The sequence below is a fragment of the Pantoea anthophila genome, from assembly GCF_026104315.1.
In the GTDB taxonomy this organism is placed as follows: domain Bacteria; phylum Pseudomonadota; class Gammaproteobacteria; order Enterobacterales; family Enterobacteriaceae; genus Pantoea; species Pantoea anthophila.
This window is the reverse complement of sequence record NZ_CP110473.1, coordinates 3,746,565-3,771,418: the sequence shown is the minus strand read 5'-3', so window position 1 is coordinate 3,771,418 and position 24,854 is coordinate 3,746,565. Positions and strand designations below refer to the sequence as shown.

23 protein-coding genes are annotated in these 24,854 nt (G+C 58.4%); 16 read left to right on the top strand and 7 right to left on the bottom strand.

Annotation, left to right across the window (positions count from 1 at the left end; translation table 11 throughout):
• Positions 1-2 precede the first annotated feature (2 nt).
• A complete protein-coding gene (locus OJ965_RS20065; RefSeq protein ID WP_265137611.1) occupies positions 3-1,055 on the top strand; it encodes an AbrB family transcriptional regulator in 1,053 nt (350 codons plus the stop codon).
• On the opposite strand, the gene rarD is transcribed toward OJ965_RS20065, so the two are convergent.
• Together rarD and OJ965_RS20055 are read right to left on the bottom strand one after the other, a co-directional pair.
• Positions 1,026-1,925, bottom strand: a complete 900-nt coding sequence (gene rarD, locus OJ965_RS20060; protein ID WP_265137609.1) for an EamA family transporter RarD — start codon at positions 1,923-1,925, stop codon at positions 1,026-1,028. The genes OJ965_RS20065 and rarD overlap by 30 nt on opposite strands.
• A gap of 20 nt (positions 1,926-1,945) precedes the next feature.
• On the bottom strand, positions 1,946-2,416 hold the full coding sequence (locus OJ965_RS20055; RefSeq protein ID WP_009088464.1) for a thioesterase family protein: 471 nt from the start codon (positions 2,414-2,416) through the stop codon (positions 1,946-1,948).
• Between the two features lie 193 nt (positions 2,417-2,609).
• Between OJ965_RS20055 and pldA the strand changes: the two genes are divergently transcribed.
• The 4 genes from pldA (at position 2,610) to OJ965_RS20035 (ending at position 6,981) form a co-directional block, all read left to right on the top strand.
• Positions 2,610-3,488 (top strand): phospholipase A, encoded by an 879-nt coding sequence (gene pldA / locus OJ965_RS20050; RefSeq protein ID WP_009088467.1) that lies wholly within the window; start codon positions 2,610-2,612, stop codon positions 3,486-3,488.
• A gap of 24 nt (positions 3,489-3,512) precedes the next feature.
• Positions 3,513-5,339, top strand: coding sequence for an ATP-dependent DNA helicase RecQ (gene recQ, locus OJ965_RS20045; RefSeq protein WP_009088468.1), 1,827 nt, complete (start codon positions 3,513-3,515; stop codon positions 5,337-5,339).
• Between the two features lie 12 nt (positions 5,340-5,351).
• Positions 5,352-5,975, top strand: coding sequence for a threonine export protein RhtC (rhtC, locus tag OJ965_RS20040; protein WP_009088470.1), 624 nt, complete (start codon positions 5,352-5,354; stop codon positions 5,973-5,975).
• 205 nt (positions 5,976-6,180) lie between these two features.
• Positions 6,181-6,981 (top strand): DUF1460 domain-containing protein, encoded by an 801-nt coding sequence (locus OJ965_RS20035; RefSeq protein ID WP_033736133.1) that lies wholly within the window; start codon positions 6,181-6,183, stop codon positions 6,979-6,981.
• A 47-nt stretch (positions 6,982-7,028) separates the two neighbouring features.
• Here the strand turns inward: OJ965_RS20035 and rhtB are convergent, their stop codons facing one another.
• Positions 7,029-7,652 carry a homoserine/homoserine lactone efflux protein gene (gene rhtB / locus OJ965_RS20030; RefSeq protein WP_003854387.1) on the bottom strand — a complete coding sequence of 208 codons (624 nt, stop codon included), beginning with the start codon at positions 7,650-7,652 and terminating at the stop codon, positions 7,029-7,031.
• Between the two features lie 112 nt (positions 7,653-7,764).
• Between rhtB and pldB the strand changes: the two genes are divergently transcribed.
• Together pldB and yigL are read left to right on the top strand one after the other, a co-directional pair.
• On the top strand, positions 7,765-8,757 hold the full coding sequence (gene pldB / locus OJ965_RS20025; RefSeq protein ID WP_009088474.1) for a lysophospholipase L2: 993 nt from the start codon (positions 7,765-7,767) through the stop codon (positions 8,755-8,757).
• 52 nt (positions 8,758-8,809) lie between these two features.
• Entirely contained in the window at positions 8,810-9,610 is an 801-nt protein-coding gene (gene yigL / locus OJ965_RS20020; RefSeq protein WP_265137597.1) for a sugar/pyridoxal phosphate phosphatase YigL, read from the top strand.
• Positions 9,611-9,656: 46 nt separating this feature from the next.
• On the opposite strand, the gene glpT is transcribed toward yigL, so the two are convergent.
• Complete coding sequence (gene glpT / locus OJ965_RS20015; protein WP_009088478.1) at positions 9,657-10,997, bottom strand: glycerol-3-phosphate transporter; 1,341 nt, start codon at positions 10,995-10,997, stop codon at positions 9,657-9,659.
• 373 nt (positions 10,998-11,370) lie between these two features.
• On the opposite strand from glpT, the gene OJ965_RS20010 reads away from it, so the two are divergent.
• Entirely contained in the window at positions 11,371-12,234 is an 864-nt protein-coding gene (locus OJ965_RS20010) for a carboxylate/amino acid/amine transporter (RefSeq protein WP_033736487.1), read from the top strand.
• Positions 12,235-12,617: 383 nt separating this feature from the next.
• Here OJ965_RS20010 and OJ965_RS20005 read toward each other — a convergent pair whose 3' ends face one another.
• On the bottom strand, positions 12,618-13,097 hold the full coding sequence (locus OJ965_RS20005) for a YehS family protein (protein WP_009088484.1): 480 nt from the start codon (positions 13,095-13,097) through the stop codon (positions 12,618-12,620).
• Positions 13,098-13,180: 83 nt separating this feature from the next.
• The gene (metR, locus tag OJ965_RS20000; protein WP_009088486.1) at positions 13,181-14,107 is read right to left on the bottom strand and encodes an HTH-type transcriptional regulator MetR; all 927 of its coding nucleotides are present in this window, start codon (positions 14,105-14,107) and stop codon (positions 13,181-13,183) included.
• A 144-nt stretch (positions 14,108-14,251) separates the two neighbouring features.
• Between metR and metE the strand changes: the two genes are divergently transcribed.
• Positions 14,252-16,522, top strand: coding sequence for a 5-methyltetrahydropteroyltriglutamate--homocysteine S-methyltransferase (gene metE / locus OJ965_RS19995; protein ID WP_265137595.1), 2,271 nt, complete (start codon positions 14,252-14,254; stop codon positions 16,520-16,522).
• Positions 16,523-16,575: 53 nt separating this feature from the next.
• Here the strand turns inward: metE and OJ965_RS19990 are convergent, their stop codons facing one another.
• On the bottom strand, positions 16,576-17,409 hold the full coding sequence (locus tag OJ965_RS19990; protein WP_009088490.1) for a dienelactone hydrolase family protein: 834 nt from the start codon (positions 17,407-17,409) through the stop codon (positions 16,576-16,578).
• Between the two features lie 303 nt (positions 17,410-17,712).
• On the opposite strand from OJ965_RS19990, the gene udp reads away from it, so the two are divergent.
• The 7 genes from udp to tatA all read left to right on the top strand — a co-directional run bounded on the left by udp (position 17,713) and on the right by tatA (position 24,854).
• On the top strand, positions 17,713-18,474 hold the full coding sequence (udp, locus tag OJ965_RS19985) for a uridine phosphorylase (protein WP_265137593.1): 762 nt from the start codon (positions 17,713-17,715) through the stop codon (positions 18,472-18,474).
• Between the two features lie 77 nt (positions 18,475-18,551).
• Positions 18,552-19,820, top strand: a complete 1,269-nt coding sequence (locus OJ965_RS19980; RefSeq protein ID WP_058958181.1) for a tetratricopeptide repeat protein — start codon at positions 18,552-18,554, stop codon at positions 19,818-19,820.
• An 85-nt stretch (positions 19,821-19,905) separates the two neighbouring features.
• Entirely contained in the window at positions 19,906-21,405 is a 1,500-nt protein-coding gene (gene rmuC / locus OJ965_RS19975) for a DNA recombination protein RmuC (protein ID WP_140029660.1), read from the top strand.
• A 75-nt stretch (positions 21,406-21,480) separates the two neighbouring features.
• Positions 21,481-22,239, top strand: coding sequence for a bifunctional demethylmenaquinone methyltransferase/2-methoxy-6-polyprenyl-1,4-benzoquinol methylase UbiE (gene ubiE, locus OJ965_RS19970; protein WP_009088499.1), 759 nt, complete (start codon positions 21,481-21,483; stop codon positions 22,237-22,239).
• A gap of 11 nt (positions 22,240-22,250) precedes the next feature.
• On the top strand, positions 22,251-22,856 hold the full coding sequence (gene ubiJ, locus OJ965_RS19965; RefSeq protein ID WP_265137590.1) for a ubiquinone biosynthesis protein UbiJ: 606 nt from the start codon (positions 22,251-22,253) through the stop codon (positions 22,854-22,856).
• Positions 22,853-24,490 carry a ubiquinone biosynthesis regulatory protein kinase UbiB gene (gene ubiB / locus OJ965_RS19960; protein ID WP_009088503.1) on the top strand — a complete coding sequence of 546 codons (1,638 nt, stop codon included), beginning with the start codon at positions 22,853-22,855 and terminating at the stop codon, positions 24,488-24,490. Before ubiJ ends, ubiB begins: the two co-directional genes overlap by 4 nt.
• Positions 24,491-24,599: 109 nt before the next feature.
• Complete coding sequence (gene tatA / locus OJ965_RS19955; RefSeq protein WP_009088506.1) at positions 24,600-24,854, top strand: Sec-independent protein translocase subunit TatA; 255 nt, start codon at positions 24,600-24,602, stop codon at positions 24,852-24,854.

Here is a 24,854-nt window from a genome sequence, read left to right as displayed (position 1 = left end):
TTATGGACGCTTTATCCTTACGCGCGCAGTGGGCGCTGCTGCTGCTGGTGTCGGTCCTGCTGGGGACGCTGCTGCACCACTTTCAGGTGCCCGCGGCGCTGCTGCTGGGCCCGATGGTGGTCGGCGTGGTGATGGGGTTATCAGGCGCAACGCTGCGCATCGACAGGCGGTTGTTCCTGCTGGCGCAGGCGGTACTGGGCTGCATGATTGCACAGAGCCTGTCGCTGTCGATTCTGACGCCGCTGATTCAGGAGTGGCCGGTGGTGCTGGGGGTGCTGCTGCTGACCCTGGCGGCCAGCGGCGTATCGGGCTTTCTGCTGGTGCGCTTCAGTCAGCTGCCTGGCCCGACCGGTGCCTGGGGATCGTCACCGGGTGGCGCATCCGCCATGGTGGCGATGGCGGGCGACTTTGGGGCCGACGTGCGGCTGGTGGCGTTCATGCAGTATCTGCGGGTGCTGTTTGTCGCCTCGGCGGCGGCGCTGGTGGCACGTATCGGTCTGGGGGATGAGGCACACAGCGTCTCGCTGCTCTGGTTTCCCGCCCTGAATCGCGGCTTTGTCATCACGCTGGCGGTGATGCTGGCGGGCGCGTGGCTGGGCACCCGGCTGCGCATCCCGTCGGGGGCGCTGTTGCTGCCCGCGCTGGCGGGGGCGGCACTGAACGGCAGCGGTGTTGCGGTACTCCAGGTGCCGGAGTGGCTGCTGGCTCTGGCCTACGCGTTGATCGGCTGGAGTGTCGGGCTCCGGTTCACCCGTCCGATTTTCCTGCTGGCGCTGCGCACGCTGCCGCAGATGCTCGCCTCCATCTTCGGGCTGATGCTGTTGTGTGGCGGGCTGGCGTGGATGCTGACGCAGATGCTGGATATCGATCTGATGACCGCCTATCTCGCCACCAGTCCGGGCGGGCTGGACACGGTGGCGATTATTGCCGCGGGCACCCAGGTCAACATGGCTTTTGTGATGGCGTTACAGACGCTGCGTCTGTTCACCATCCTGCTGACCGGTCCGGCGATGGCGCGCTTTATTTCACGCTACGCGCGCACGGGTGCGGAATGAAAACGCCACCGCATCGCAGACAAACACCAGCAGCGCCAGCCAGATGAAGCCAAAGGTGACCATCTTGTCTGGCGTGATGGTTTCCCCGTAGAAAACGACCGCCAGGATAAACATCAGGGTCGGGCCGAGATACTGAAAGAAGCCAACCGTGGAGAGACGCAGCCGGCTGCAGGCCGCCGCAAACAGCATCAGCGGAATGGTGGTAATAATCCCTGCCGCGACCAGCCTGAGGTTGAGACTCAGCGGGTTAGCGGAGAGATGGCTGGTGGGGCTGTCGGCAAAGACGAACAGATAGATGGCCGCCAGGGGGAACAGCCACAGGGTCTCAATCAGCATGCCGCTCTGAGCATCGACCTGAATCTTTTTACGCACCAGACCATACAGGGCGAAGCTCAGCGCCAGCCCCAGCGCAATCACCGGCAGCGAACCGAACTGCCACAGCTGCACCAGCACGCCGAGGGTGGCCAGCAGCACCGCCAGCCACTGGAGACGACGGAAACGCTCGCGCAGAAACAGCATGCCGAATACCACATTAATCAGCGGATTAATAAAGTAACCCAGACTGGCTTCCAGCATATGCTGATTATTGACCGCCCAGATAAACAGCAGCCAGTTGCCGCCAATGGTCAGCGCGGTCAGCGCCAGCATCAGCACTTTTGCTGGCTGAGACAACACGCTGCGTACGACGGGCCAGCTGCGGCTCAGCGTAATCAGCAGCAGCATAAACAGCGCAGACCAGATAACCCGGTGCGTCATGATTTCCGTGGCCGGAACCTGCTTCACCAGTTTGAAATAAGCCGGCGCGATGCCCCAGATAAAGTAAGCCCCCAGGGCGAAACCCACGCCCTGGCGGGTTTGTTGCGTATCCATATGAGATCCAGATGGCGTGCTTAGCCGATAAGATAGGTGGCGGTTGCCGTGGCGATATAGTCGCCCTGTTGGTTGTGCAGCTCGACGCGCGCCACGGCGACTTTGTTACCGGCACGCAGCAGGCTGCTGGTGGCGGTAAAGCGCTCGCCGCGTCCGGGACGCAGATAGTCAACGCGCATATCGATGGTGCCCATGCGGGAGAGACGCTGGCGAAGCTCGGCTTCGCTGATGCTCTCCTGACGGGTCAGCGCGTTACTGACGCAGACCATGCCAGCCGCCACATCCAGAACCGACGCGATCACCCCGCCATGCAGGATCTGTTGTGCCTGGTTGCCCACCAGCATGGTTTTGTTGGCAAAGCTGATTTCGGCGTAGTCCGCCTCCAGGCGCATCAGTTCCAGACCCAGCGCCTGATTGAAGGGCATGTGATAAACGAAAATTTCGCCGACCAGCTGGCGAGCGTCCTGCGGTGTCAGCACGGGTGATGACATGATGATGTGTCCTGAAAAAATCGGGCCAGAGGGGCGCGCAATCTGAATGAGTTGTGTATTCTATGCCGCCTGCGAGGGGGTTTCCAGTTTAAGAAATCAGCACTCTTGCTCACTGCCATTTGCGTGTAGAATGGCCTGCTTTTTACGACACCCTTTCAGTTGTTTTGATACGCAGCGCTCACCGGAGAATTTTATGCGTAAGCATCGCGCCTTGCTGGCGGCAATGTTGATAATTCCTGCGCTGGCGCAGGCAGATGAAGCTCAGATCAAAGAGGTTCATGACGCGCCACAGGTTCAGGGCAGCATCATTGCTAACCTGCTGGAGAAGCATGATAATCCGTTTGTTCTCTATCCTTACGAGAACAACTATCTGCTCTACACCTACACCAGCGACCTGAATAAAGAGGCGATCTCCTCCTATAACTGGGGAGAAAATGCCCGCAAAGATGAAGTGAAATTCCAGCTCAGCCTGGCGTTTCCGCTGTGGCGCGGTATTCTGGGTGATAACTCGGTGCTGGCCGCCTCTTACACCCAGCGCTCCTGGTGGCAGCTGTCGAATCGCGGTGAATCCTCGCCCTTCCGTGAGACCAATTATGAGCCGCAGATTTTCCTTGGCTGGGCCACGGATTATTCGCTGGGTGGCTGGACACTGCGGGATGTCGAACTGGGTCTGAATCATGAGTCTAACGGACGCAGCGATCCCACTTCGCGCAGCTGGAACCGCGTTTATGCGCGGCTGATGGCGGAGAACGGGAACTTCCTGGCGGAGATTAAACCCTGGTATCGCATCCCGGACGGGGCAAATAATGACGACAACCCCGATATCACCAAATATATGGGTTATTACCGCACCCGGCTGGGCTATAAGCTGGGCGACAGTATCTTCAGCGTTGAAGGCAACTATAACTGGAACAGCGGTTATGGCGGTGCGACGATGGCCTGGAGCTACCCAATCAGTGAGCATGTCCGCTTCTATACGCAGGTGTTCAGCGGCTACGGTGAATCACTGATCGATTACAACCATCGCCAGACGCGTCTGGGTGTGGGTGTAACGCTCAACGACTTGTTCTAATCCCTAACGTACGACAGGAATCGCGTGGCAACCTCGGCAGTTCTCAATCAGGAAGCGCTGGCGCAGCAGGTATTGCAGGATACCTTCGGCTACCAGCAGTTTCGTCCCGGTCAGCAGACGATCATCAATCAGGCGCTGAGCGGGCGCGATTGTCTGGTGGTCATGCCCACCGGCGGCGGTAAATCGCTCTGCTATCAGATCCCGGCGCTGGTGCGCGAAGGCCTGACGCTGGTGGTCTCGCCGCTGATCTCACTGATGAAAGATCAGGTCGATCAGCTGCTGGCAAACGGCGTGGCCGCGGCGTGTCTCAACTCCACCATGACGCGCGAACAGCAGCAGACGGTGATGGCTGACTGCCGCACCGGTCGGGTGAAGCTTCTCTATATCGCCCCTGAACGCCTGATGATGGATAACTTCCTGGACAATCTGGCACACTGGCAGCCTGTGATGCTGGCGGTGGATGAGGCGCACTGTATCTCGCAGTGGGGGCACGATTTCCGTCCGGAATATGGCGCGCTGGGCCGGTTGCGTGAACGCTTCCCGGAGGTGCCGGTGATGGCGCTGACCGCGACCGCCGATGAAACCACCCGTAACGACATCGTTAACCTGCTGCACATGCAGGACCCGCTGATCCAGATCAGCAGCTTCGACCGTCCCAATATCCGCTACACCCTGGTGGAAAAATTTAAGCCCACCGATCAGCTGCTGCGCTACGTGCAGGATCAGCGCGGCAAGTGCGGCATTATCTACTGCAACAGCCGGGCGAAGGTGGAAGACACCGCCGCGCGCCTGCAGAGCCGGGGGCTGAGCGTCGGGGCCTATCATGCCGGTATCGACAGCGAACAGCGCGCCAGAGTGCAGGAAGCGTTTCAGCGTGACGATCTGCAAATCGTGGTGGCGACGGTGGCCTTTGGGATGGGCATCAACAAGCCCAACGTCCGGTTTGTGGTTCACTTTGATATCCCGCGCAATATCGAATCCTATTACCAGGAAACCGGCCGTGCCGGCCGTGATGGTCTGCCCGCCGAGGCGATGATGCTTTACGACCCGGCAGATATGGCCTGGCTGCGTAAGTGTCTGGAAGAGAAAGTGCCGGGGCCGCTGCAGGATATTGAACGCCATAAGCTCAACGCCATGGGCGCGTTTGCAGAAGCGCAGACCTGCCGCCGCCTCGTGCTGCTCAACTACTTTGGTGAGGGGCGCCAGCAGCCGTGCGATAACTGCGATATCTGTCTCGATCCGCCTAAACGGTATGATGGTCTGGTCGAGGCGCAGAAGGCGCTCTCCGGCATCTACCGCGTGGGGCAGCGTTTCGGCATGGGCTATATTGTGGAGGTGCTGCGCGGCTCCAACAATCAGCGTATCCGGGAACAGGGCCATGACAAACTGCCGGTCTATGGACTCGGCAAAGATCAGAGCCACGAGCACTGGGTCAGCGTGTTACGTCAGTTGATTCATCTGGGGCTGGTCACACAGAACATTGCCATGCATTCGGCGCTGCAGCTGACCGAAGCCGCCCGCCCGGTGCTGCGCGGTGAAGTCCCCCTGATGCTGGCGGTGCCGCGCCTGATTACCGCGAAGACGAAGAGCAGCAGTCCGGCGAAGTTTCACGGTGGCAACTACGATCGCAAGCTCTTTGCCAAGCTGCGTAAGCTGCGAAAAGCGATTGCCGATGAAGAGAATATTCCGCCTTACGTGGTGTTCAATGACGCCACACTGATTGAAATGGCAGAACAGATGCCGGTCAGCGCGTCAGAGATGCTCAGCGTCAATGGCGTGGGTCACCGCAAACTGGAGCGCTTTGGCAAACCTTTCCTGGTGATGATCAAAGAGCATCTCGATGAAGAGTAAAGGACACTGATTATGCTGATGTTATTTGCCACTGTGGCGCTGGTACACCTGGTGGCGCTGATGAGCCCCGGCCCGGATTTCTTTTTCGTCTCACAGACGGCTGCCAGCCGCTCACGCAAAGAGGCGATGATGGGCGTGCTGGGCATTACGCTCGGTATCGTTGTCTGGGCAGGGGTGGCGCTGATGGGGCTGCATCTGATTCTGGAGAAAATGGCCTGGCTGCACCAGATCATCATGGTCGGTGGCGGACTCTATCTGCTGTGGATGGGCTGGCAGCTGATGGGCTCGGCACGTCAGCGCCACAAACAGCCGCAGCAGGATGAACCGGTGGTGGAGCTGCCAAAACGCGGCATGAGCTTCCTCAAAGGGCTGCTGACGAATCTCTCAAATCCTAAAGCGATTATCTACTTCGGCAGCGTCTTCTCGCTGTTTGTCGGGGATGATGTCGGCGCGACGGAGCGCTGGGGGCTGTTCCTGCTGATCATCGCAGAAACTTTTGCCTGGTTTGCGCTGGTGGCGGCAATCTTTGCCCTGCCGTGGATGCGAGCAAAATATCAGCGCCTGGCAAAATGGGTGGATGGTATGGCAGGGGTGCTCTTTGCCGGTTTCGGCATCCATCTGATTATCTCCCGCTAAGCATCGCGGATGCCGGCGTGCACGAGGCGCGTCCGGCAGGGCTCTCACCTCCCGTCGTCTCTCCCTCATGTGACAGCGATCAAACTCTGCTCCACCGTTTATCCCGTTACCTTAACCGTCACTCAATCGTCACCCGGTGTTAATCCACCGAGGCATCACCTCTGGTAAGGTCGGTAACCGGGCATATTTTTGCAGGAACAGGATGATGAGAATGAAAGCGCTGCTGCTGCTGTTAATGAGTGCGGGCATCAGCGCCTGCGCGTCACCGGCGGCGACCCGTTATCCGGCATCGCAGCCGATCCGGACGGATAAGGTGACGTCGATGCTGGCGCAGCTTCCTGCGCCCGGTCTGCCGCAGGGTGACAGGATTAGCCGGATCTCTGCGGCTTTTCTCGGGACACCTTATCAGGCCCATACGCTGATCGGCTCGCCTGCGACGCCCGAAGCGCTGGTGATCAACCTCTATGGGGTAGACTGCTTTACGCTGCTGGATTATGTGCAGGCGCTGAGCCAAAGCCACGATCGCCCCAGCTTTGAAGCCAGCCTTATCCGCACCCGTTATCGGGATGGCGAGGTCAGCTACCTGAAACGGCGCCACTTTTTTTCTGACTGGGCTGCTGACAGCCCGCCGATTGCCGATGACGTCACCCGCACACTGAGCCCGGCGGCGGTGACGGTGATGAAGCCACTCAATCGTCAGGCCAGCGGAACAGAAAAAGTGCCGGGTCTGGGCGTGATGCCGCGTCCGATCACTTACATTCCGGCCCGCGCCCTTACGCCCCGGCTGCTTGACCAGATTCAGAATGGCGATTATGTCGGGGTTTACACGCCCGCGGCGGGGCTGGATGTCTCACATGTGGGGATTGCCGTCCGGCACGATGGCCGGTTGTGGTTCAGGAACGCCTCCTCGCGGGCTGAAAACCGCCGGGTTGTCGATGCGCCGTTCAGGGAATATATGCGGTCAGTGCCGGGCATCATCGTGCTGCGTGCCGTGCCGGCGGTGTGATGAGAGAGAAGCGATCGCGCCGGCCCTGGCGGGCCGGCGCGTCAGGATCAGGCGATCTTCCTGGCGCTGGCCAGCAGGGCGCCGACCGCCATAAACAGTCCGCCGAAAATACGGTTCATGAGCTTCATCTGTTTTGGCCCTTTAATCCAGCCCGCAATGCGGGTCGCCAGCGTGGCGTAGCCAATCATCACGATGATATCGACCACTACGGTCGTCACGCCCAGCACCAGATACTGCATAAAGAGCGGCTGATGCGGCTGAATAAATTGCGGGAAGAGCGCCGCCAGAAAGACGATGCTTTTGGGGTTGGTCAGGTTCACCAGCACGGCACGTTTGAACAGGCGACGGCGCGGCATCGCTTTAGCGACCGCGTCCAGGTCGATACCGCCCGCTGAGCGCCACTGCTGAATACCCAGCCAGACCAGATAGGCCGCACCGGCCCATTTCAGAATCTCAAAGGCGAGCAGCGACTGGGAAAACAGCGCCCCCAGCCCGATGCCTACCAGCACGATATGCAGCGCCAGCCCGACCTGCAGGCCGGAGATGGAGGCCACCGTGCCGCGATAGCCGTGGCTGATGCCGGTACTCATGGTGTTAATCGCGCCGGAGCCGGGCGACAGGCTGAGAATTGTGGTGGTGAGCAGATAGGTCAGCCACCATTCGATGGTCATGGGTTGCGCTCTCTTTAGGGGCGGAAGTGTGACACAATACGCCAGAAATAAGCGCGGCGCTACGGCCTGCGTACGGCAACAGGGACTCTTTATCCGGTCATCAGGAGGGCGAATGAATCCACACAAAGCCAGCTGGCTGCGACGCGAAAAAGCCTTTGCTGCCTTTGCAACCGGTCCGCTGCTCGACTTCTGGCACAGCCGTGAAGAGCGTGAGTTTACCGGCGTCGGTAATCTGACATTGCGTTACGTCCGGTTCACGTCACCGAAACATACGCGTGTCATCCTGATTGTGCCCGGCCGCATCGAGAGTTACATCAAATACCCCGAGCTGGCCTACGATCTGTTTCACTGTGGCTTCGATGTGGTGATCCTCGATCATCGCGGCCAGGGGCGCTCCGATCGTCTGCTGGAGGACTCACACCGCGGCCACGTGGTGGAATTTACCCACTATGTCGACGATCTCGAAACCCTCTATCTGAAAGAGATCGTCAGCGGTCACTATCAGCAGCGTTATGCGCTGGCTCACTCGATGGGGGGCGCAATATTAACGCTGTTTCTGGCGCGGCAGCCGCAGGCTTTTCATGCGGTTGCCCTGGTGGCCCCGATGTTTGGTATTGCGCTGCCGTTGCCCGCCTTCCTGACCCACCGGATACTCGACTGGGCGGAGAAACGACCGGCGGTGCGCGATGGTTATGCGCTCGGCACCGGACGCTGGCGCGCGCATCCGTTTGGCATCAACCGGCTGACGCACAGTGCTGAGCGTTACCGGCGTAACCTGCGCTTTTATGCTGATGATCCGGCGATTCGCGTTGGCGGGCCGACCTATCACTGGGTGCGCGAAGGCATCCATGCCGGTCGCAACATCATCAGCCAGGTGGATAAGATCACCACGCCGCTGCTGCTGTTACAGGCCAGCGAGGATCGGGTGGTCGATAACCGTTCGCAGGACCTGTTTTGTGCCGCGATGGCTGCGGCGGGTCATCCGTGTGAGGGCAACACGCCGCGGGTGATCAACGGCGCGCGTCATGAGATCCTGTTTGAAAAAGACGCGATGCGTGCCGAAGCGCTCAATGCAGTGGTCGACTTCTTTTCAGCGCATCACTAACGTTATTTATCCGACCGGCGAAAGCCGGCAGACTCCGATACCCGAGGTTTTCATGTACCACATCGTTGCATCCGACCTGGATGGCACGCTGCTTTCTCCCGAACATCGCCTGACCCCGTTTGCACGCGAAACGCTGCAGCAGCTGGTCGCCAGAGATATCCACTTCGTTTTCGCGACCGGCCGTCATCATATCGATGTCGGACAGATGCGCGACAGCCTGGCGATTCCGGCTTATATGATCACTTCAAACGGCGCGCGCGTTCACAACGCGGCGGGCGAACTGGTCTTCAGTCACAATCTGGATGACGACATTGCCAGCGATCTGTTTGGCCTGCAATATCATCACAACGAAATCCTGACTCACGTCTACCGGGATGATGAGTGGTTTGTCAGCCGCTCAAGTCCGGCGGAACAGGATTACTTCCGCGAGTCGGTGTTCAATTATCAGGTCTATGAGCCAGGTCTGCTGCCAACCGATAACATCAGCAAAGTCTTCTTCACCTGCGAAAACCCTGAACATCTGATCCCGATGGAGCAGGCCATTGAAGCGCGCTGGGGTGACCGGGTTAACGTCAGCTTCTCATTACCCACCTGTCTGGAGGTCATGGCGGGCGGCGTGTCGAAGGGGCATGCGCTGGAAGCCGTGGCGAAGCAGCTGGGTCATTCGCTGCAAAGCTGTATCGCCTTTGGCGACGGCATGAACGATGTGGAGATGCTGAGCATGGCGGGTAAGGGCTGTATCATGCAGAACGCTCATCAGCGGCTGAAAGATACGCTGCCGGCGCTGGAAGTGATTGGATCAAATGCGGATGATGCGGTGCCGCAGACGCTGCGCGCACTCTACCTCGCATAAGCAGATGAATGAAAAGGGCCGGTTATCCGGCCCTTTTTTTATGCCGTCAGGCGATTTTCTGTTTGTGTCTGTGTTCGCTGACCATGGTCAGGAGCAGCAGAATAACGGCGAGCACGCAGCCTGCGATCATCACCAGGAAGCCGCCATCCCAGCCGAAGTAGTCGACGGTGTAACCGACAATGGCGCTGGCGGCCACCGAGCCTCCCAGGTAGCCGAACAGGCCGGTAAAGCCCGCTGCCGTTCCTGCCGCTTTTTTCGGGGCCAGCTCCAGCGCGTGCAGACCAATCAGCATCACCGGGCCGTAGATCAGGAAACCAATCACGATCATACAGGCCATATCGACGCCGGGGTTACCCGCCGGATTGAGCCAGTAGATGACGGTCGCGACGGTGACCAGCGTCATAAAGAACACCCCGGTCGCCCCCCGATTGCCGCGGAACACCTTATCCGACATCCAGCCGCAGAGCAGCGTCCCCGGTATCCCCGCATATTCATACAGGAAGTAGGCCCAGGAGGACTTATCCAGCGTGAAGTGTTTCACCTCTTTGAGATAGGTCGGAGACCAGTCGAGGATGCCGTAGCGCAGCAGATAGACAAACACGTTGGCCAGCGCGATGTACCACAGCAGCTTGTTCGGCAGCACATACTTCATGAAGATCTGCTTTGCCGTCAGCTCCTCTTCATGGCTGGCATCGTAATCGGGCGGATAGTCGTTTTTATACGCTTCAATCGGCGGCAGGCCACAGGATTGCGGGGTATCGCGCATCAGCGCAAAGGCCAGAATCGCAATGGCAATCGCGCCAAAAGCGGGCATGTAGAGCGCCGCTTTCCAGTCGTTAAACCACGCCATGCCCAGCAGAAACAGCAGCGGGGGGATACCGCCGCCCACATTATGGGCGCAGTTCCAGACCGAGACGATCCGGCCGCGCTCCTTCTGTGACCACCAGTGAACCATGGTGCGTCCGCACGGCGGCCAGCCCATCCCCTGAAACCAGCCGCAGATAAACAGCAGTACAAACATCACCATGATGCTGGAGGTCGCCCAGGGCACAAATCCCATGATCAGCATCACCGCCGCGGCCAGAATCAGGCCAGCCGGCAGGAAGACGCGCGGGTTTGAGCGGTCCGACACCGATCCCATGATGAATTTTGAAAAGCCGTAGGCGATGGAGATGCCCGACAGGGCAAACCCTAAATCGCCCCGCGAAAAACCCTGCTCGACCAGATAGGGCATCGCGAGCGCAAAGTTTTTTCTGACCAGATAGTAGGCGGCATAACCGAAGAAGATCCCGATGAAAATTTGCCAGCGCAGACGACGGTAGAGGGGATCGACACGATCCTCTGCCACCTGTGGCTGGCGTGGCGCAGGTTTAAAAATGCTCAGCATCAGTGAGGCCCTCCAGGGCACATTATGGTTTTTGAATTCCCGGCAGGTTGAAGCAGGAAAAGAGGAGAAAATGGCCATCCGATGTTCCATTTCGCGCAAAGAATAGTGTTAGTTGCGCAGCGTTACTGTGATGAATGACACATTTGTTACAGTTTTATTACAGTTGAGAGCGAAAGTGTTCACCTGATGGATCATTTCGCGCATTTTGTCTGGCGGAAAAGCGGTTATGTCGACAGTTATGTCAGTCTGTGTAAACGGTCTGCTGCTTAAAGATTCTGATCGAATCTTTTATAGTCAGATGTCAACCAGATTTCACAGCCTGATGGCAGCACATTGTTTACACTGGCGGCCTGTTAATTTCAGGGTCATGACCGTGTTCTTATTAATTATTACCACTATTCTGTGGGCCTTTTCGTTCAGTCTGATTGGCGAATACCTTGCCGGGCAGGTGGACAGCTGGTTTTCCGTTCTGATGCGTCTGGCGCTGGCTGCGCTGGTCTTCCTGCCTTTCCTGCGCTGGCGCGGCTACCGCCCTTCAACGCTGCTGCTTTATATGCTGGTAGGGATGCTGCAGCTCGGGGTGATGTATCTGCTGAGTTTTGAAGCCTATCTCTATCTGAGCGTTTCAGAATTTTTGCTGTTTACGGTGATGACGCCGCTGTATGTGACGCTGATTTACGATCTGATCAGCCGTCGTCCGCTGCGCATCGGTTATGTGTTCAGTGCGCTGCTGGCGGTGGCCGGTGCGGCGATTATCCGTTATGACAAAGTCAGCGATCATTTCTGGTTCGGGCTGCTGTTAGTGCAGCTGGCAAACATCTGTTTTGCGGCGGGAATGGTTGGGTATAAGCGTCTGCAGGAGACCCGTCCGATGCCGCAGCACACCGCCTTCTCCTGGTTCTATCTGGGTGCGGTCGTGATTGCCGTGATCGCGTGGTGCGCCTGGGGTAATCCGCAGAAGTTGCCGACCACCTCACTGCAGTGGGGCATTCTGGTCTGGCTGGGCGTTGCGGCTTCCGGTCTGGGCTATTTTATGTGGAACTACGGTGCAACGCAGGTCGATGCCGGCACGCTGGGCATTATGAATAACATGCACGTTCCCGCCGGGCTGCTGGTGAATCTGGCAATCTGGCAGGAGAAACCGCACTGGCCGAGCTTTATTGCGGGTGCGCTGGTGATCCTCGCCTCGCTGTGGGTGCATAAGCGCTGGGTGGTGGGGCGTAGTAGCCGATCTTAAAGGAGAATCGCACCTAATCAGTGGCTGTGGGTCAGGTGAGGCCTCCCGGGCTGGCGCGTCCGATCGCGAAGGAATCTCACCTCCTTGTGGATCGGCCGGGCCATCCCTGGCCCGGACGCTTCGCTCTTCTGACGCGCCAGCCCATGAGGCGCGACAGCCTCATCGCTGTTAAATGCGTGGCTCAGTGCGAGCATGAAGGAGGGAATGGCAGGCCCGGTGCTGTTCTTGTCAAAGCCCTGATGAAGCGGGAGGTAAGGGGTGGCGCAGCTGGGGGAGCAAAGCGTCCGAGCCAGGGATGGCGAGGCCGTGCTGCATGGATGCAGGCTTTCTTTGCGATCAGATGCGCCACCTCTGACCACGCAGAGGTCAGAAGCGATCAGAAATTAAGCTGGCTTATCACTCTTCGGACGCTGGATCATCGCCAGTCCTTTCAGGAAGTTACGCAGAATCTGATCGCCACACTCGCGGTAGTTTTTATGGTCGGGCTTGCGGAAAATCGCCCCTACTTCCGCCTGCGACACGGTAAAGTTTGCGCGCTTCAGCACGTCAGGAATGTCGGTCGTTTTCAGATCGAACGCGATACGCAGTTTCTTCATGAAGATATTGTTATTCATTTTGCGCTCGATCGATGGGGCAGGCGCCTCTTCGCTTTTACCACGACGGTAAAAAATCAGGCCATTCAGAAAATACCCCATCAGCACATCAGGGCAGGGACGGAACGCGGCGTCGTCATCTTTTTTCAGCCACGCCTGAACATCCGTCTCGGGTACCTCACATTCCGCCAGCGCAAAAATCTTCACCATTCCGGCATCGCTCAGATTAAGCATGTAGCGCACGCTGCGCAGAATATCGTTATTAGTCATGGTGAGATCTTCTCATGGTCAGTCGACAGGCTGCGCATTATAGGGGATTTTACCAGCGTTCGCGCAGGTTTGTGCCCGACCATTTACCGCTGCAACACCGCACCGGGCAGCGCAGCATCGCGCACAAACGGCAGATGCTCACAGGCGTGCTGACGGGCGAAACGGATAAAGGCTTCCAGCACCGGCTGCCGCTGTTCACCTTCGCGCACGGCGGCGTAAAGACGACTCCAGAGCCCCTCACCCAGCGTGCGGGTCACGACCAGACCCTGCTTCTCAAAACTCTCCACCACCCAGTGCGGCAGCGCCGCGATACCCATGCGCGCGGAAACCATCTGAATCATCAGCAGGGTGTTATCGACGCTTTTCAGCGCCGGGCTGACGCCAGCAGGCTGCAGGAAGTGACGCCAGATATCCAGACGCTGACGCTGCACCGGATAGATCATCAATACCTCATCAGCCAGATCTTCCGGGGCAATCTGCTCCACCTGCGCCAGCGGATGATCCGTTGCCAGCACCAGCCGCACTTCATAATCGAACATCGGGGAGTAGAACAGGCCGGAGCGCGCCAGAATATCGGAGGTCAGCACCACATCCAGCTCACCCTGCTGCAGAGCGGGCTGAGGATCAAAGGTCACGCCCGATTTGAAATCCATCACCACCTGCGGCCAGCTCTGACGGAATTTATCCAGCGCGGGGGTCAGCCACTGAATACAGCTATGACACTCGATCGCCACCCGCAGCGTGGTCTGATGCGGCTCATGGCACGCCTGCAGGGCGTGCTGGATCTGCGGCAACACCTGCTCTGCCAGCTGCAGCAGAATATCGCCCTGCGGCGTAAACCGCAGCGGCTGACTTTTACGCACGAACAGGCGGAATCCCAGCCGCTGCTCCAGGTCGCTGAACTGATGAGAGAGCGCCGATTGCGTCTGGTGAAGCTGGGCCGCCGCCGCCGCCAGCGATCCCGTGTTGCGCAGAGCCTGAAGCGTCCGCAGGTGCTTGAGTTCGATCATGAGGGTCCTTCACATCGAAAATGAACATATTGCGCTTGAGCCACATACAGTACCCGCAGATTATAGCAGTGTAAACATCTGGACGGCTAAACCTCTCTGGCTGCCTGTAAAAGCCAGCGTGAAAGATTATCTGGAGAACAGCACATGACTATCCTGAACCACACCCTCGGCTTTCCCCGTATTGGCCTGCGCCGGGAACTGAAAAAAGCACTGGAGCAGTACTGGGCGGATGATATTTCGCAGCAGGACTTACTGGCGGTAGGCCGTGAACTGCGCGCCCGCCACTGGCAACAGCAGAAAGCGGCGGGTGTCGATCTGCTGCCGGTCGGCGATTTCGCCTGGTACGATCATGTGCTGACCACCAGCCTGATGCTGGGCAACGTGCCCGCACGCCATCAGAACCCGGAGGGCAGCGTTGACCTGGACACCCTGTTCCGCCTGGGCCGTGGTCGAGCCCCCAGCGGGGAACCCGCCGCCGCGGCAGAGATGACTAAATGGTTTAACACCAACTATCACTACATGGTGCCGGAATTTACCCGGGGACAGCGGTTTAAACTGACCTGGACGCAGCTGCTGGACGAGGTCGATGAGGCGCTGGCGCTGGGTCACAACATCAAGCCGGTGCTGCTGGGGCCGGTAACCTATCTGTGGCTGGGGAAAGTGAAAGGTGAGCCGTTCGAGCGCCTGTCGCTGCTGGAGGCGATTCTGCCCGTCTACCAGCAGGTGCTGGCAGAACTGGCCAGACGGGGCATCGAATGGGTGCAGATTGATGAACCGGCCCTGGCCCTGGAACTGCCGCAGGCGTGGCGCGACGCCTTTAAACCGGCGTATGACGCGCTGCAGGGTCACAGCAGACTGCTGCTGACCACCTACTTTGACAGCATCGGACAGAACATTGAGGTGATTCGCGCACTGCCGGTGCAGGGCCTGCATGTCGATCTGGTTCATGGCCACGATGACCTCCAGCAGCTGAATCAGCAACTGCCCGCCAGCTGGCTGCTGTCACTCGGGGTGATCAACGGGCGTAACGTCTGGCGCGCCGATCTCAGCCGCTGGTTCAGCCGTCTGCAACCGGTGATTGCACAGCGGGAACAGGTCTGGATCGGCTCCTCCTGCTCGCTGCTGCACAGCCCGATCGATCTCAGCGTGGAAACCCGTCTGGATGATGAGGTCAAAAGCTGGTTCGCTTTCGCCCTGCAGAAGTGTGCTGAACTTTCGCTGCTTACTCACGCACTGAACCAGAACGATGCGGCGTCGCTGGAGGCCTGGAGTGCCCCGGTGCGCGCCCGTGCGCACTCGCGCCGCGTGCACAATGCCGCAGTGGGCCAGCGTCTGCAGGCCATCACGCCACAGCTCAGTCAGCGCCAGCGCGCCTATTCTGAGCGGGCTGCCCTGCAGCGTCAGCGTTTCAGACTGCCGGCCTGGCCCACCACCACCATCGGCTCTTTTCCACAGACCACTGAGATCCGTGGCCTGCGCCTCGACTTTAAGCAGGGCCGTCTCGACAGCAGCCACTACCGCACCGGCATCGCGGCACATATCAGGCAGGCCATTACCGAACAGGAGCGGCTGGGGCTGGATGTGCTGGTTCACGGTGAAGCGGAACGCAACGACATGGTGGAGTATTTTGGCGAGCATCTGGAGGGATTTGTCTTCACCCAGAACGGCTGGGTGCAGAGCTACGGTTCCCGCTGTGTGAAACCGCCGGTGATCATCGGGGATATCAGCCGGCCGGCGGCGATCACCGTGGAGTGGGCCAGCTATGCGCAGTCGCTGACCGACAAGCCGGTAAAAGGGATGCTGACTGGCCCGGTTACCATCCTCTGCTGGTCTTTCCCGCGTGAAGATGTGTCACGGGAAACCCTCGCAAAGCAGATCGCGCTGGCGCTGCGTGATGAAGTGAAAGATCTGGAGAAGGCGGGAATCGGGATTATTCAGATAGATGAACCGGCTCTGCGTGAGGGCCTGCCTTTGCATCAGTCGGAGTGGGCCGCCTACCTGACCTGGGCGGTAGAGGCGTTCCGGCTTACCGCGGCCGTGGCGCAGGATGACACCCAGATTCACACCCATATGTGTTACTGCGAGTTCAACGACATCATGGATGCCATTGCGGCGCTGGATGCGGATGTCATCACCATTGAAACCTCGCGCTCCGATATGGAGCTGCTGGAATCGTTTGAGCATTTCGACTATCCGAATGAAATCGGCCCCGGCGTCTATGACATTCACTCGCCTAACGTTCCCAGCGTTGAGTGGATAGAGGCCCTGCTGCAGAAGGCCGCACAACGGATTCCGGCAGCGCGTCTGTGGGTAAACCCGGACTGCGGCCTGAAAACGCGCGGCTGGACGGAAACACGGCAGGCGCTGGCCAATATGGTAACGGCGGCGAAGAAACTGCGTGGTGAGACGGCGTAGGGGAGCGGGTCCGGGTGGCAAAAAAAAGGGGCGCAGACGCGCCCCTTTTTCAGTTACTGCGAGGTCACACCATATTGCCTGAACCAGGTCAGCATCCGCTGCCAGCCATCCTGAGCCGATTCCGCATGGTAGCTCGGGCGGTAGTCTGCATTAAACGCATGACCCGCTTCGGGATAGACGATGATCTCGGCGGTGGCATTGGCGGCATGCAGCGCCTGTCGCATCTGCTCGACGCTCTCCAGCGGGATGCTCTCGTCCTGTCCGCCATAGAGTCCTAAAACCGGCGCGTTGAGCGCGACGGCAATATCAATCGGGTGCTTCTGCTGCTTCAGAGTGCGGTCGCCGGTCAGCCGTCCATACCAGGCCACGGCGGCGCGCAGCTGCGGATTGTGCGCGGCGTAGAGCCAGCTGATGCGGCCACCCCAGCAGAAACCGGTAATGCCCATGCGGCGGATATCGCCGCCGTTGCGTGCGGCCCAGTTGGCGGCATGGTCCAGGTCAGCCAGCACCTGAGTATCCGGCACTTTACTGACCAGCTCGCTGAACAGCGTCGGGATATCGTGATACTCAGAGGGATCGCCCTCACGGAAATAGAGCTCCGGTGCAATCGCCAGATAGCCTTCCAGCGCCAGACGGCGGCAGATATCCCGGATGTGTTCGTGCACACCAAAGATCTCCTGCACCACCAGCACGACGGGTAAAGGACCTTCCGCTGACTGCGGTTTTGCAAAATAGGCCGGCATGTTTTCGCCCTGACTGGGCACGGAAGTCTCACCTGCGTGAATGGCCGGACTATCGGTAATAATGGTGGTGTCGGCGGTGGGCTGCACGGCTGGGGCAAAGCCGCCCGTCGCCGGTTTTTGTGGCAAAGTATCACTGGGTTTCATTATTCTCTCCGTGCAAGCATTGGCGCAATCACGTAACTATAGCCTGGCCCGAAAGCGTGCGTGCCAGGTGTCGGGTAACAGAATCAGCAGCGAACAAACGCATCCACCTCTTTAACATTGCCCTGACCCCGACACAGCCCCACCGGGCGTTATCCGGGCGAAGAAGATGTTAATGTGTGATTAATGTCGCATTTTTTCTTCCGGTAAATGTAACTTTCATTTTCTTAAGTGAATGATGTCACATATTTATCGGGCGTGCTGGCGTAGAGTGGCGCGCTATCATCCCTTAACAGGAGTCTGCAAATGACACAGTCTGACGTTTTCCATCTTGGCCTGACGAAAGCCGATCTGCAGGGCGCCACCCTGGCGATTGTGCCGGGCGACCCGGAGCGCGTGAAGAAAATTGCCGGACTGATGGAGGATGCCACGCATCTCGCCTCACACCGTGAATTTACCTCCTGGCTGGCAAAGCTGGATGGCAAGCCGGTGGTTGTCTGCTCAACCGGCATCGGCGGTCCTTCGACCTCGATTGCGGTAGAAGAGCTGGCTCAGCTTGGCGTGCGCACCTTCCTGCGCGTCGGCACCACGGGTGCCATTCAGCCACATATCAACGTCGGCGATGTGCTGGTCACGACCGCCTCCGTGCGCCTGGATGGCGCCAGCCTGCATTTCGCGCCGATGGAGTTCCCGGCGGTGGCTGACTTCGGCTGTACCACTGCGCTGGTGGCGGCTGCAGAAGCCTGTGGCGCCACAACCCATATCGGCATTACCGCCTCCTCTGACACCTTCTATCCGGGCCAGGAGCGCTACGACACCGTCTCAGGCCGCGTCGTCGGCCGTTTCAAGGGTTCGATGAAAGAGTGGCAGGAGATGGGTGTCCTCAACTATGAGATGGAATCCGCTACACTGTTAACCATGTGCGCCAGCCAGGGCCTCCGCGCCGGTATGGTGGCAGGCGTCATTGTGAACCGTACGCAGAAAGAGATCCCTGATGCGGTCACCATGAAACAGACAGAAAGCGACGCAGTGAAGATTGTGGTCGAAGCGGCGCGTCGCTTGCTGTAGGCCGCGTCAGGCCGCGGGCCCCTATCGGGCCTGCTGCTGTATAGGGCGCGTCATTTCAGTGAAACCTGAGAAGGCTTATGCGCAATACACTTCCTGTCCGACGACCGGCATTCAAAGCCGATCCCGCCGCCCTTAATGCCCGGCTGGAACGCGGTGCCGAACGCTTCCGTGCCGCCATGCAGCAGGGTGACTATGCACAGGCCGCCCAGTGCTGCGAAGAGGCACTGCGCTATCTGCCTCAGCAGATGCAGGTGCTGAGCGACTATGCACTCTGTCTGCTGCGTCTGGGTCAGTACCAGAAGTCCTATAAAATCTATCAGAAGATTGCGCACTCCCCGCCCGCGGTGCGCAGCACCGCCTCTGAAACCTGGCTGGATGGCCTGACCGAAGTCTGTGGCTGGCTGAATAAGCCGGATGAGGTGGCGCGCTATGGTCTGGCGTCGCTGATGCAGTCCGATGCGCGTTTCAGTCAGGGGCAGCGTGTGGCGTTTCCCGCTCCCCAGCCCGAGCCTGCCGATCTCACACAGCCGCACCAGAATGTCATTGCCTTCAGCCTGTTTGGTGACCAGCCGCGCTACTGCGAAACCCTGATTAAAAACGTCGAAGTCGTACCTGAACTCTATCCCGGCTGGGTCTGCCGCATCTACCTTGACGACAGCGTGCCGCAGCATGTCTGGCAGCGACTGGACCAGCCGCATGTGCAACGGGTCGATATGTCGCATGAGAAAACCCTGTTTCCCACCCTGTGGCGTTTTCTGGTGATGGACGATCCTGGCGTGAAGCGCTTTATCGTCCGCGATGCCGACTCGCTGCTCTCAGAGCGCGAAGCGGCGGCGGTCAGCGCCTGGCTGGCTTCACCTTACTGGTTCCACCATATGCGTGACTACTTTTCCCACACCGAACTGCTGCTGGCGGGGATGTGGGGCGGCTGTCATGGCGTCTTTCACAACGTGGAGCAGGCGATGCGTGATTTTATTGCGCACTACCGGGGGAGCGAACGCTTCACCGATCAATATTTCCTCAAAGTGGCGTTGTGGCCGACAGTACGTGAAAGCGTGCTGAATCACGATGAACTGTTTCACTTTCATCAGGCCCGGCCGTGGCCTGCCCATGCGCCGGTGCGCTGGCAGACGCCGCAGTTCCACGTGGGCAGCAATGCCGGCTTTGCCAGTATGACCGGGAAAGCCAGTGCGGCCGACGGCAGCAGACAGCGCGTGGCGATCACCGCGGGCGAAACCACCTGGCACTATCTGGCGCAGGTTAAGCAGGGTGAGTGGCTGTTGCCGATGCCCTTTTTTCTGATTGAGGAGTGGCAGGCGGGAAGGGTGACGGTGACCGCGCTCTAAGTTGCTGAGCGCGAATAAATTTATCTGGACATTCATACAGTGCGACTCTACCTTTTTCCTCAGCAGCGTAAGTCGCGGGGAAATCATGGATCAGCACATCATCATCAGCATCTGTCTGGCGCTTGCCGGGGTCGGGATCGGCTGGATGCTGGCACAGCTTCGTGCCGGGCATCAGGCCGCCAGTTTCCAGACTGAGCGCCGTCTGCAGCAGGAGGCGCAGCAGCGTCAGCAGCAGCAGACTGAACAGCTTCAGCAGCAGATCCGGGAGCGGGAACAGGAGCTGCGTCAGCTGCACGGTGCCCTGAGCGGAGCCACGGAGCGGCTGCAGCAGCTCGACTACTGGCGCAATGAAAGCGAGCAGCTCAATCGCGAGCTGCGCAATCAGCTGGAGGTCAACAGCGCGCAGGAAGCGGAGCTGCGTGAGGTGACCATCCGTCTGGAAGAGACCCGTTTTGCCGCCGAGGAGAAGCAGCGCCTGCTGACCAACAGCGAGCAGCGTCTCAGCGCCCAGTTTGAAAACCTCGCCAACCGCATTTTCGAAAACAGCGGCCGTCGCGTCGATGAGCAGAACCGTCAAAGCCTGGATAGCCTGATTGGCCCGTTACGTGAACAGCTGGATGGCTTTCGTCGTCAGGTGCATGAAAGCTTTGGCGCAGAGGCGCGTGAACGTCACACCCTGACCCACGAAATCCGTCAGCTTCAGCAGCTGAATGCGCAGATGGCGCAGGAGGCGCTCAACCTGACCAAAGCCCTGAAGGGCGACAATAAAATCCAGGGTAACTGGGGGGAAGTGGTCCTGAGCCGGGTGCTGGAAGCCTCCGGGCTGCGTGAAGGCTATGAATATGAAACGCAGGTCAGCATTCAGTCTGAACAGCAGGGCAGGATGCAGCCGGATGTGATTGTGCGGCTGCCACAGGGCAAAGATGTGGTGGTGGACGCCAAGATGACGCTGGTGGCCTATGAGCGCTACTTCAATGCGGATGATGAGATCGAACGTGAACAGGCGATTCAGGAGCATGTCAGCGCCATGCGGGCCCATATCCGCCTGCTGGGGCGAAAAGATTATCAACAATTGCCCGGTTTACGCTCGCTGGATTATGTGTTGATGTTCATTCCGGTTGAACCGGCCTTTTTACTGGCGATCGACCGCCAGCCTGAGCTGATTAGCGAGGCGCTGCAGCAGAATATCATGCTGGTCAGCCCCACCACGCTGCTGGTGGCGTTACGGACCATCAATAATCTGTGGCGCTATGAGCACCAGAGCCGCAATGCACAGCGTATTGCCGATCGGGCCGCACGCCTCTATGACAAGATGCGGCTGTTTGTGGATGACATGAGCGGTATTGGTCACAGTCTGGACAAAGCGCAGAACAGCTATCGCGAGGCGATGAAAAAGCTGGCAGAGGGGCGCGGTAACCTGATTGCGCAGACGGAAGGCTTCCGTGCGCTGGGCGTTGAAATCAAACGGCCGATCAATCCTCAGCTGGCCGAACGGGCCATGCCGGAAAAGCGGATGGCAGATGACGACAGGGATGATGAGGATGCGGATGACAGTGACAGGCGTGTGAGACGCCTCCACGAATAGTATGGGCGCAGCGTGCCTGACTTCCGTGACTCTGATACACTTCGGAAAGTATTGTTTGTGGAGCAGGTAAAACCGATGGCAGATGAATCACAGCAGGAAACCACCCATTTTGGCTTTCAGACGGTCGCCAAAAGCGAAAAAGCTGACAAAGTCGCGGATGTGTTTCACTCCGTAGCGGCAAAATATGACCTGATGAACGATTTGATGTCCTTTGGCGTCCATCGTATCTGGAAGCGCTTTACCATCGACAGCAGCGGTGTTCGCCGCGGTCAGCGTGTGTTGGATCTGGCGGGAGGCACCGGCGATCTGACGGCAAAATTCTCTCGTCTGGTGGGTGACACCGGTCAGGTGGTACTGGCGGATATCAACAGTTCCATGCTGAAGATGGGCCGCGAAAAGCTGCGCAATCAGGGTGTGGTGGGCAACGTCAGTTACGTGCAGGCCAACGCAGAAGCTCTGCCTTTCCCTGATAACTACTTCGACTGCATCACCATCTCCTTTGGTCTGCGCAACGTCACGGAAAAAGAGAAGGCGCTGGCCTCCATGTTCCGGGTGCTTAAGCCGGGCGGACGCCTGCTGGTGCTGGAGTTCTCTAAGCCAGTGCTGGACCCGCTGAGCAAAGCGTATGACGCTTACTCGTTCCACATTCTGCCGCGTATCGGCCAGCTGGTGGCGCAGGATGCTGAGAGCTACCGCTATCTGGCCGAATCGATCCGTATGCATCCCGATCAGGAGACCCTAAAGGCGATGATGAACGATGTCGGCTTTGAAAATACCACTTACTCCAACATGACTGGCGGCATCGTGGCGCTGCATCGTGGATTTAAGTTCTGAGTGAGATGGTGATGAACCTGACTCCTTTGATTACGGCGGGCATGGAGACGGCGCTGAACCGTATTCTGTACCGCGATCGCGGCCTTAAGCCGGCGCGGCAACGTCTGAATGGCAAAGTCCTGACACTGCGCCTGAATGAGTTCTCGTCTCCCCTGGTGCTGGTGTTCAGTGAACAGCAGCTGGATGTGTTAGCTGACTGGCAGGACCGCAGCGACTGCACGGTGATCACCTCGCTGAAAAGTCTGCCAAAGCTGCGCGATCGCCAGCAGCTGACGCCGCTGATTCGCAGCGGTGAACTGCAGGTAGAGGGCGATCTGCAGGTGGTGCAGCAGTTCTCGGCGCTGATGGATCTGGCTGAGCTGGATCCGGCGGAATATCTGGCTCCCTGGGTGGGCGACATCGCCGCGCAGGGCATCAGTCAGCGGGCACAGCAGGCTTTCCGCTTTTTCAAAGGTGAAGCAGCGCGTCGTCAGGGATATCTCGGACAGGCCATGACCGAAGAGTGGCGTGTTGCGCCTGGCTCACTGGAACTGGCCTGGTTTTCTGAGGAGGTCGACGCGATGGAACGTGCGCTTGAGGCGCTTGATGCGCGTCTGGCGCAGCTGGAGGCAAAATGAGTTTAGGAGAGATCCGCCGCTTATATCTGATCATGAAGGTGTTTCTGACCTATGGCCTTGATGAACTGATCCCGCAGACACGTCTCACTTTCCTGTTCCGCCTGTGGCGTCGCTCAATTTTCTGGATCCCCAATCTGCACCAGCATGAACCGACCGGTGCGCGTATGCGTATGGCGATGGAGCAACTGGGGCCGGTCTGGATCAAGTTTGGTCAGATGCTGTCAACGCGCCGGGATCTCTTCCCGCCGCTGATCGCCGATCAGCTGGCGATCCTGCAGGACCGTGTGGCGCCCTTCGATGGCGTCAAAGCGAAAGCACAGATTGAAGCCTCAATGGGCGCACCCATTGAGACCTGGTTTGATGATTTTGACATTAAGCCGCTGGCGTCTGCGTCGATTGCGCAGGTTCACACCGCCACGCTGAAATCTAACGGCAAAAAAGTGGTGATCAAAGTGATCCGCCCCGACATTTTGCCGGTGATCAAAGCGGATATGAAGCTGATCTATCGCCTGGCGCGCTGGGTTCCGCGTCTGCTGCCGGATGGCCGTCGTCTGCGTCCGGTCGAAGTGGTGCGCGATTATGAGAAAACCCTGCTTGATGAGCTGAACCTGTTACGCGAAGCCGCTAACGCCATTCAGTTACGCCGCAATTTTGAAGAGAGCCGTATGCTCTATGTGCCGGAAGTCTATTCCGACTATTGCAGCGAAACCATGATGGTGATGGAGCGCATTTACGGTATCCCGATTTCCGACGTTGCGACGCTGGAGCGCCATGGCGTGAACATGAAGCTGCTGGCCGAACGGGGTGTCCAGGTCTTCTTTACCCAGGTCTTCCGCGACAGCTTCTTCCACGCAGATATGCATCCGGGCAATATTTTTGTCAGCTATGAACACCCGGAAGATCCGCAATATATCGGTATCGACTGCGGCATCGTGGGGTCGCTGAACAAAGAAGATAAGCGTTATCTGGCAGAAAACTTTATCGCGTTCTTCAACCGTGACTATCGCAAGGTTGCCGAGCTGCACGTTGATTCCGGCTGGGTACCGCCCGATACCAACGTCGAAGATTTCGAGTTTGCGATTCGCACGGTGTGTGAGCCGATTTTTGAAAAGCCGCTGGCTGAGATCTCGTTCGGGCATGTGCTGCTGAACCTGTTCAACACCGCGCGTCGCTTTAATATGGAAGTGCAGCCGCAGCTGGTGCTGCTGCAAAAAACGCTGCTTTATGTGGAAGGCATTGGCCGTCAGCTCTACCCACAGCTCGACCTGTGGAAAACGGCCAAACCCTTCCTGGAAGAGTGGATCAAGGATCAGGTGGGTATCCCCGCCATTATCCGTGCGGTCAAAGAGAAAGCGCCGTTCTGGGCTGAAAAGCTCCCGGAGCTGCCAGAACTCTTTTACGACAGCATGCGCCAGCACAAGCTTTTACGGCACAGCGTCGATAAATTAGTGGGCGATCTCAATGCGCAGCGCGTCCGTCATCATCAGGCGCGTTATCTGTTTGGCGTCGGTGCCACACTGCTGCTAAGCGGAACGGCAGTTCTGCTCACCCGACCGGACTGGGATCTCTTTCCGGCGGTTCTGATGGCGGCAGGAATCGTTTCGTGGCTAATCGGCTGGCGTAAGACAAACTGATTGTCACGTCTGTTTAAAAAAAGGTAATGTCGCTGGCTAAAGCCCGGCTAAAAAGGGCACTCTGTCCTGCATTACCTTATCGTTTTCACAGAATATTAGAGGCTATCTCATGGGCGGTATCAGTATCTGGCAACTGTTAATCATTGCCGTGATTGTTGTACTTCTGTTCGGTACCAATAAATTACGTAATCTGGGTTCGGATTTAGGTTCTTCGATTCGTGGCTTCAAAAAGGCCATGAGTGATGAGGACGACAAAAAGGATCAACCGAAAGAGCAGGACGCTGACTTCGCTGCCAAAACGCTGGCGGACAAACAGCAAACTTCGGCTAACAAAGAAGAAGCCAAGAACGACAAGCAGGTGTAA

Bases quoted from the DNA above. Each gene is read 5' to 3' on its own strand.
- rmuC (WP_140029660.1), top strand. From the start codon at position 19,906: ATGGATCAGCACATCATCATCAGCATCTGTCTGGCGCTTGCCGGGGTC.
- rarD (WP_265137609.1), bottom strand. From the start codon at position 1,925: ATGGATACGCAACAAACCCGCCAGGGCGTGGGTTTCGCCCTGGGGGCT.
- OJ965_RS20065 (WP_265137611.1), top strand. From the start codon at position 3: ATGGACGCTTTATCCTTACGCGCGCAGTGGGCGCTGCTGCTGCTGGTG.
- metE (WP_265137595.1), top strand. From the start codon at position 14,252: ATGACTATCCTGAACCACACCCTCGGCTTTCCCCGTATTGGCCTGCGC.
- ubiJ (WP_265137590.1), top strand. From the start codon at position 22,251: ATGAACCTGACTCCTTTGATTACGGCGGGCATGGAGACGGCGCTGAAC.
- rhtB (WP_003854387.1), bottom strand. From the start codon at position 7,652: ATGACCATCGAATGGTGGCTGACCTATCTGCTCACCACCACAATTCTC.
- OJ965_RS19980 (WP_058958181.1), top strand. From the start codon at position 18,552: ATGCGCAATACACTTCCTGTCCGACGACCGGCATTCAAAGCCGATCCC.
- OJ965_RS19990 (WP_009088490.1), bottom strand. From the start codon at position 17,409: ATGAAACCCAGTGATACTTTGCCACAAAAACCGGCGACGGGCGGCTTT.
- pldA (WP_009088467.1), top strand. From the start codon at position 2,610: ATGCGTAAGCATCGCGCCTTGCTGGCGGCAATGTTGATAATTCCTGCG.
- OJ965_RS20055 (WP_009088464.1), bottom strand. From the start codon at position 2,416: ATGTCATCACCCGTGCTGACACCGCAGGACGCTCGCCAGCTGGTCGGC.
- tatA (WP_009088506.1), top strand. From the start codon at position 24,600: ATGGGCGGTATCAGTATCTGGCAACTGTTAATCATTGCCGTGATTGTT.
- udp (WP_265137593.1), top strand. From the start codon at position 17,713: ATGACACAGTCTGACGTTTTCCATCTTGGCCTGACGAAAGCCGATCTG.
- metR (WP_009088486.1), bottom strand. From the start codon at position 14,107: ATGATCGAACTCAAGCACCTGCGGACGCTTCAGGCTCTGCGCAACACG.
- OJ965_RS20035 (WP_033736133.1), top strand. From the start codon at position 6,181: ATGAGAATGAAAGCGCTGCTGCTGCTGTTAATGAGTGCGGGCATCAGC.
- OJ965_RS20005 (WP_009088484.1), bottom strand. From the start codon at position 13,097: ATGACTAATAACGATATTCTGCGCAGCGTGCGCTACATGCTTAATCTG.
- ubiB (WP_009088503.1), top strand. From the start codon at position 22,853: ATGAGTTTAGGAGAGATCCGCCGCTTATATCTGATCATGAAGGTGTTT.
- ubiE (WP_009088499.1), top strand. From the start codon at position 21,481: ATGGCAGATGAATCACAGCAGGAAACCACCCATTTTGGCTTTCAGACG.
- pldB (WP_009088474.1), top strand. From the start codon at position 7,765: ATGAATCCACACAAAGCCAGCTGGCTGCGACGCGAAAAAGCCTTTGCT.
- rhtC (WP_009088470.1), top strand. From the start codon at position 5,352: ATGCTGATGTTATTTGCCACTGTGGCGCTGGTACACCTGGTGGCGCTG.
- yigL (WP_265137597.1), top strand. From the start codon at position 8,810: ATGTACCACATCGTTGCATCCGACCTGGATGGCACGCTGCTTTCTCCC.
- glpT (WP_009088478.1), bottom strand. From the start codon at position 10,997: ATGCTGAGCATTTTTAAACCTGCGCCACGCCAGCCACAGGTGGCAGAG.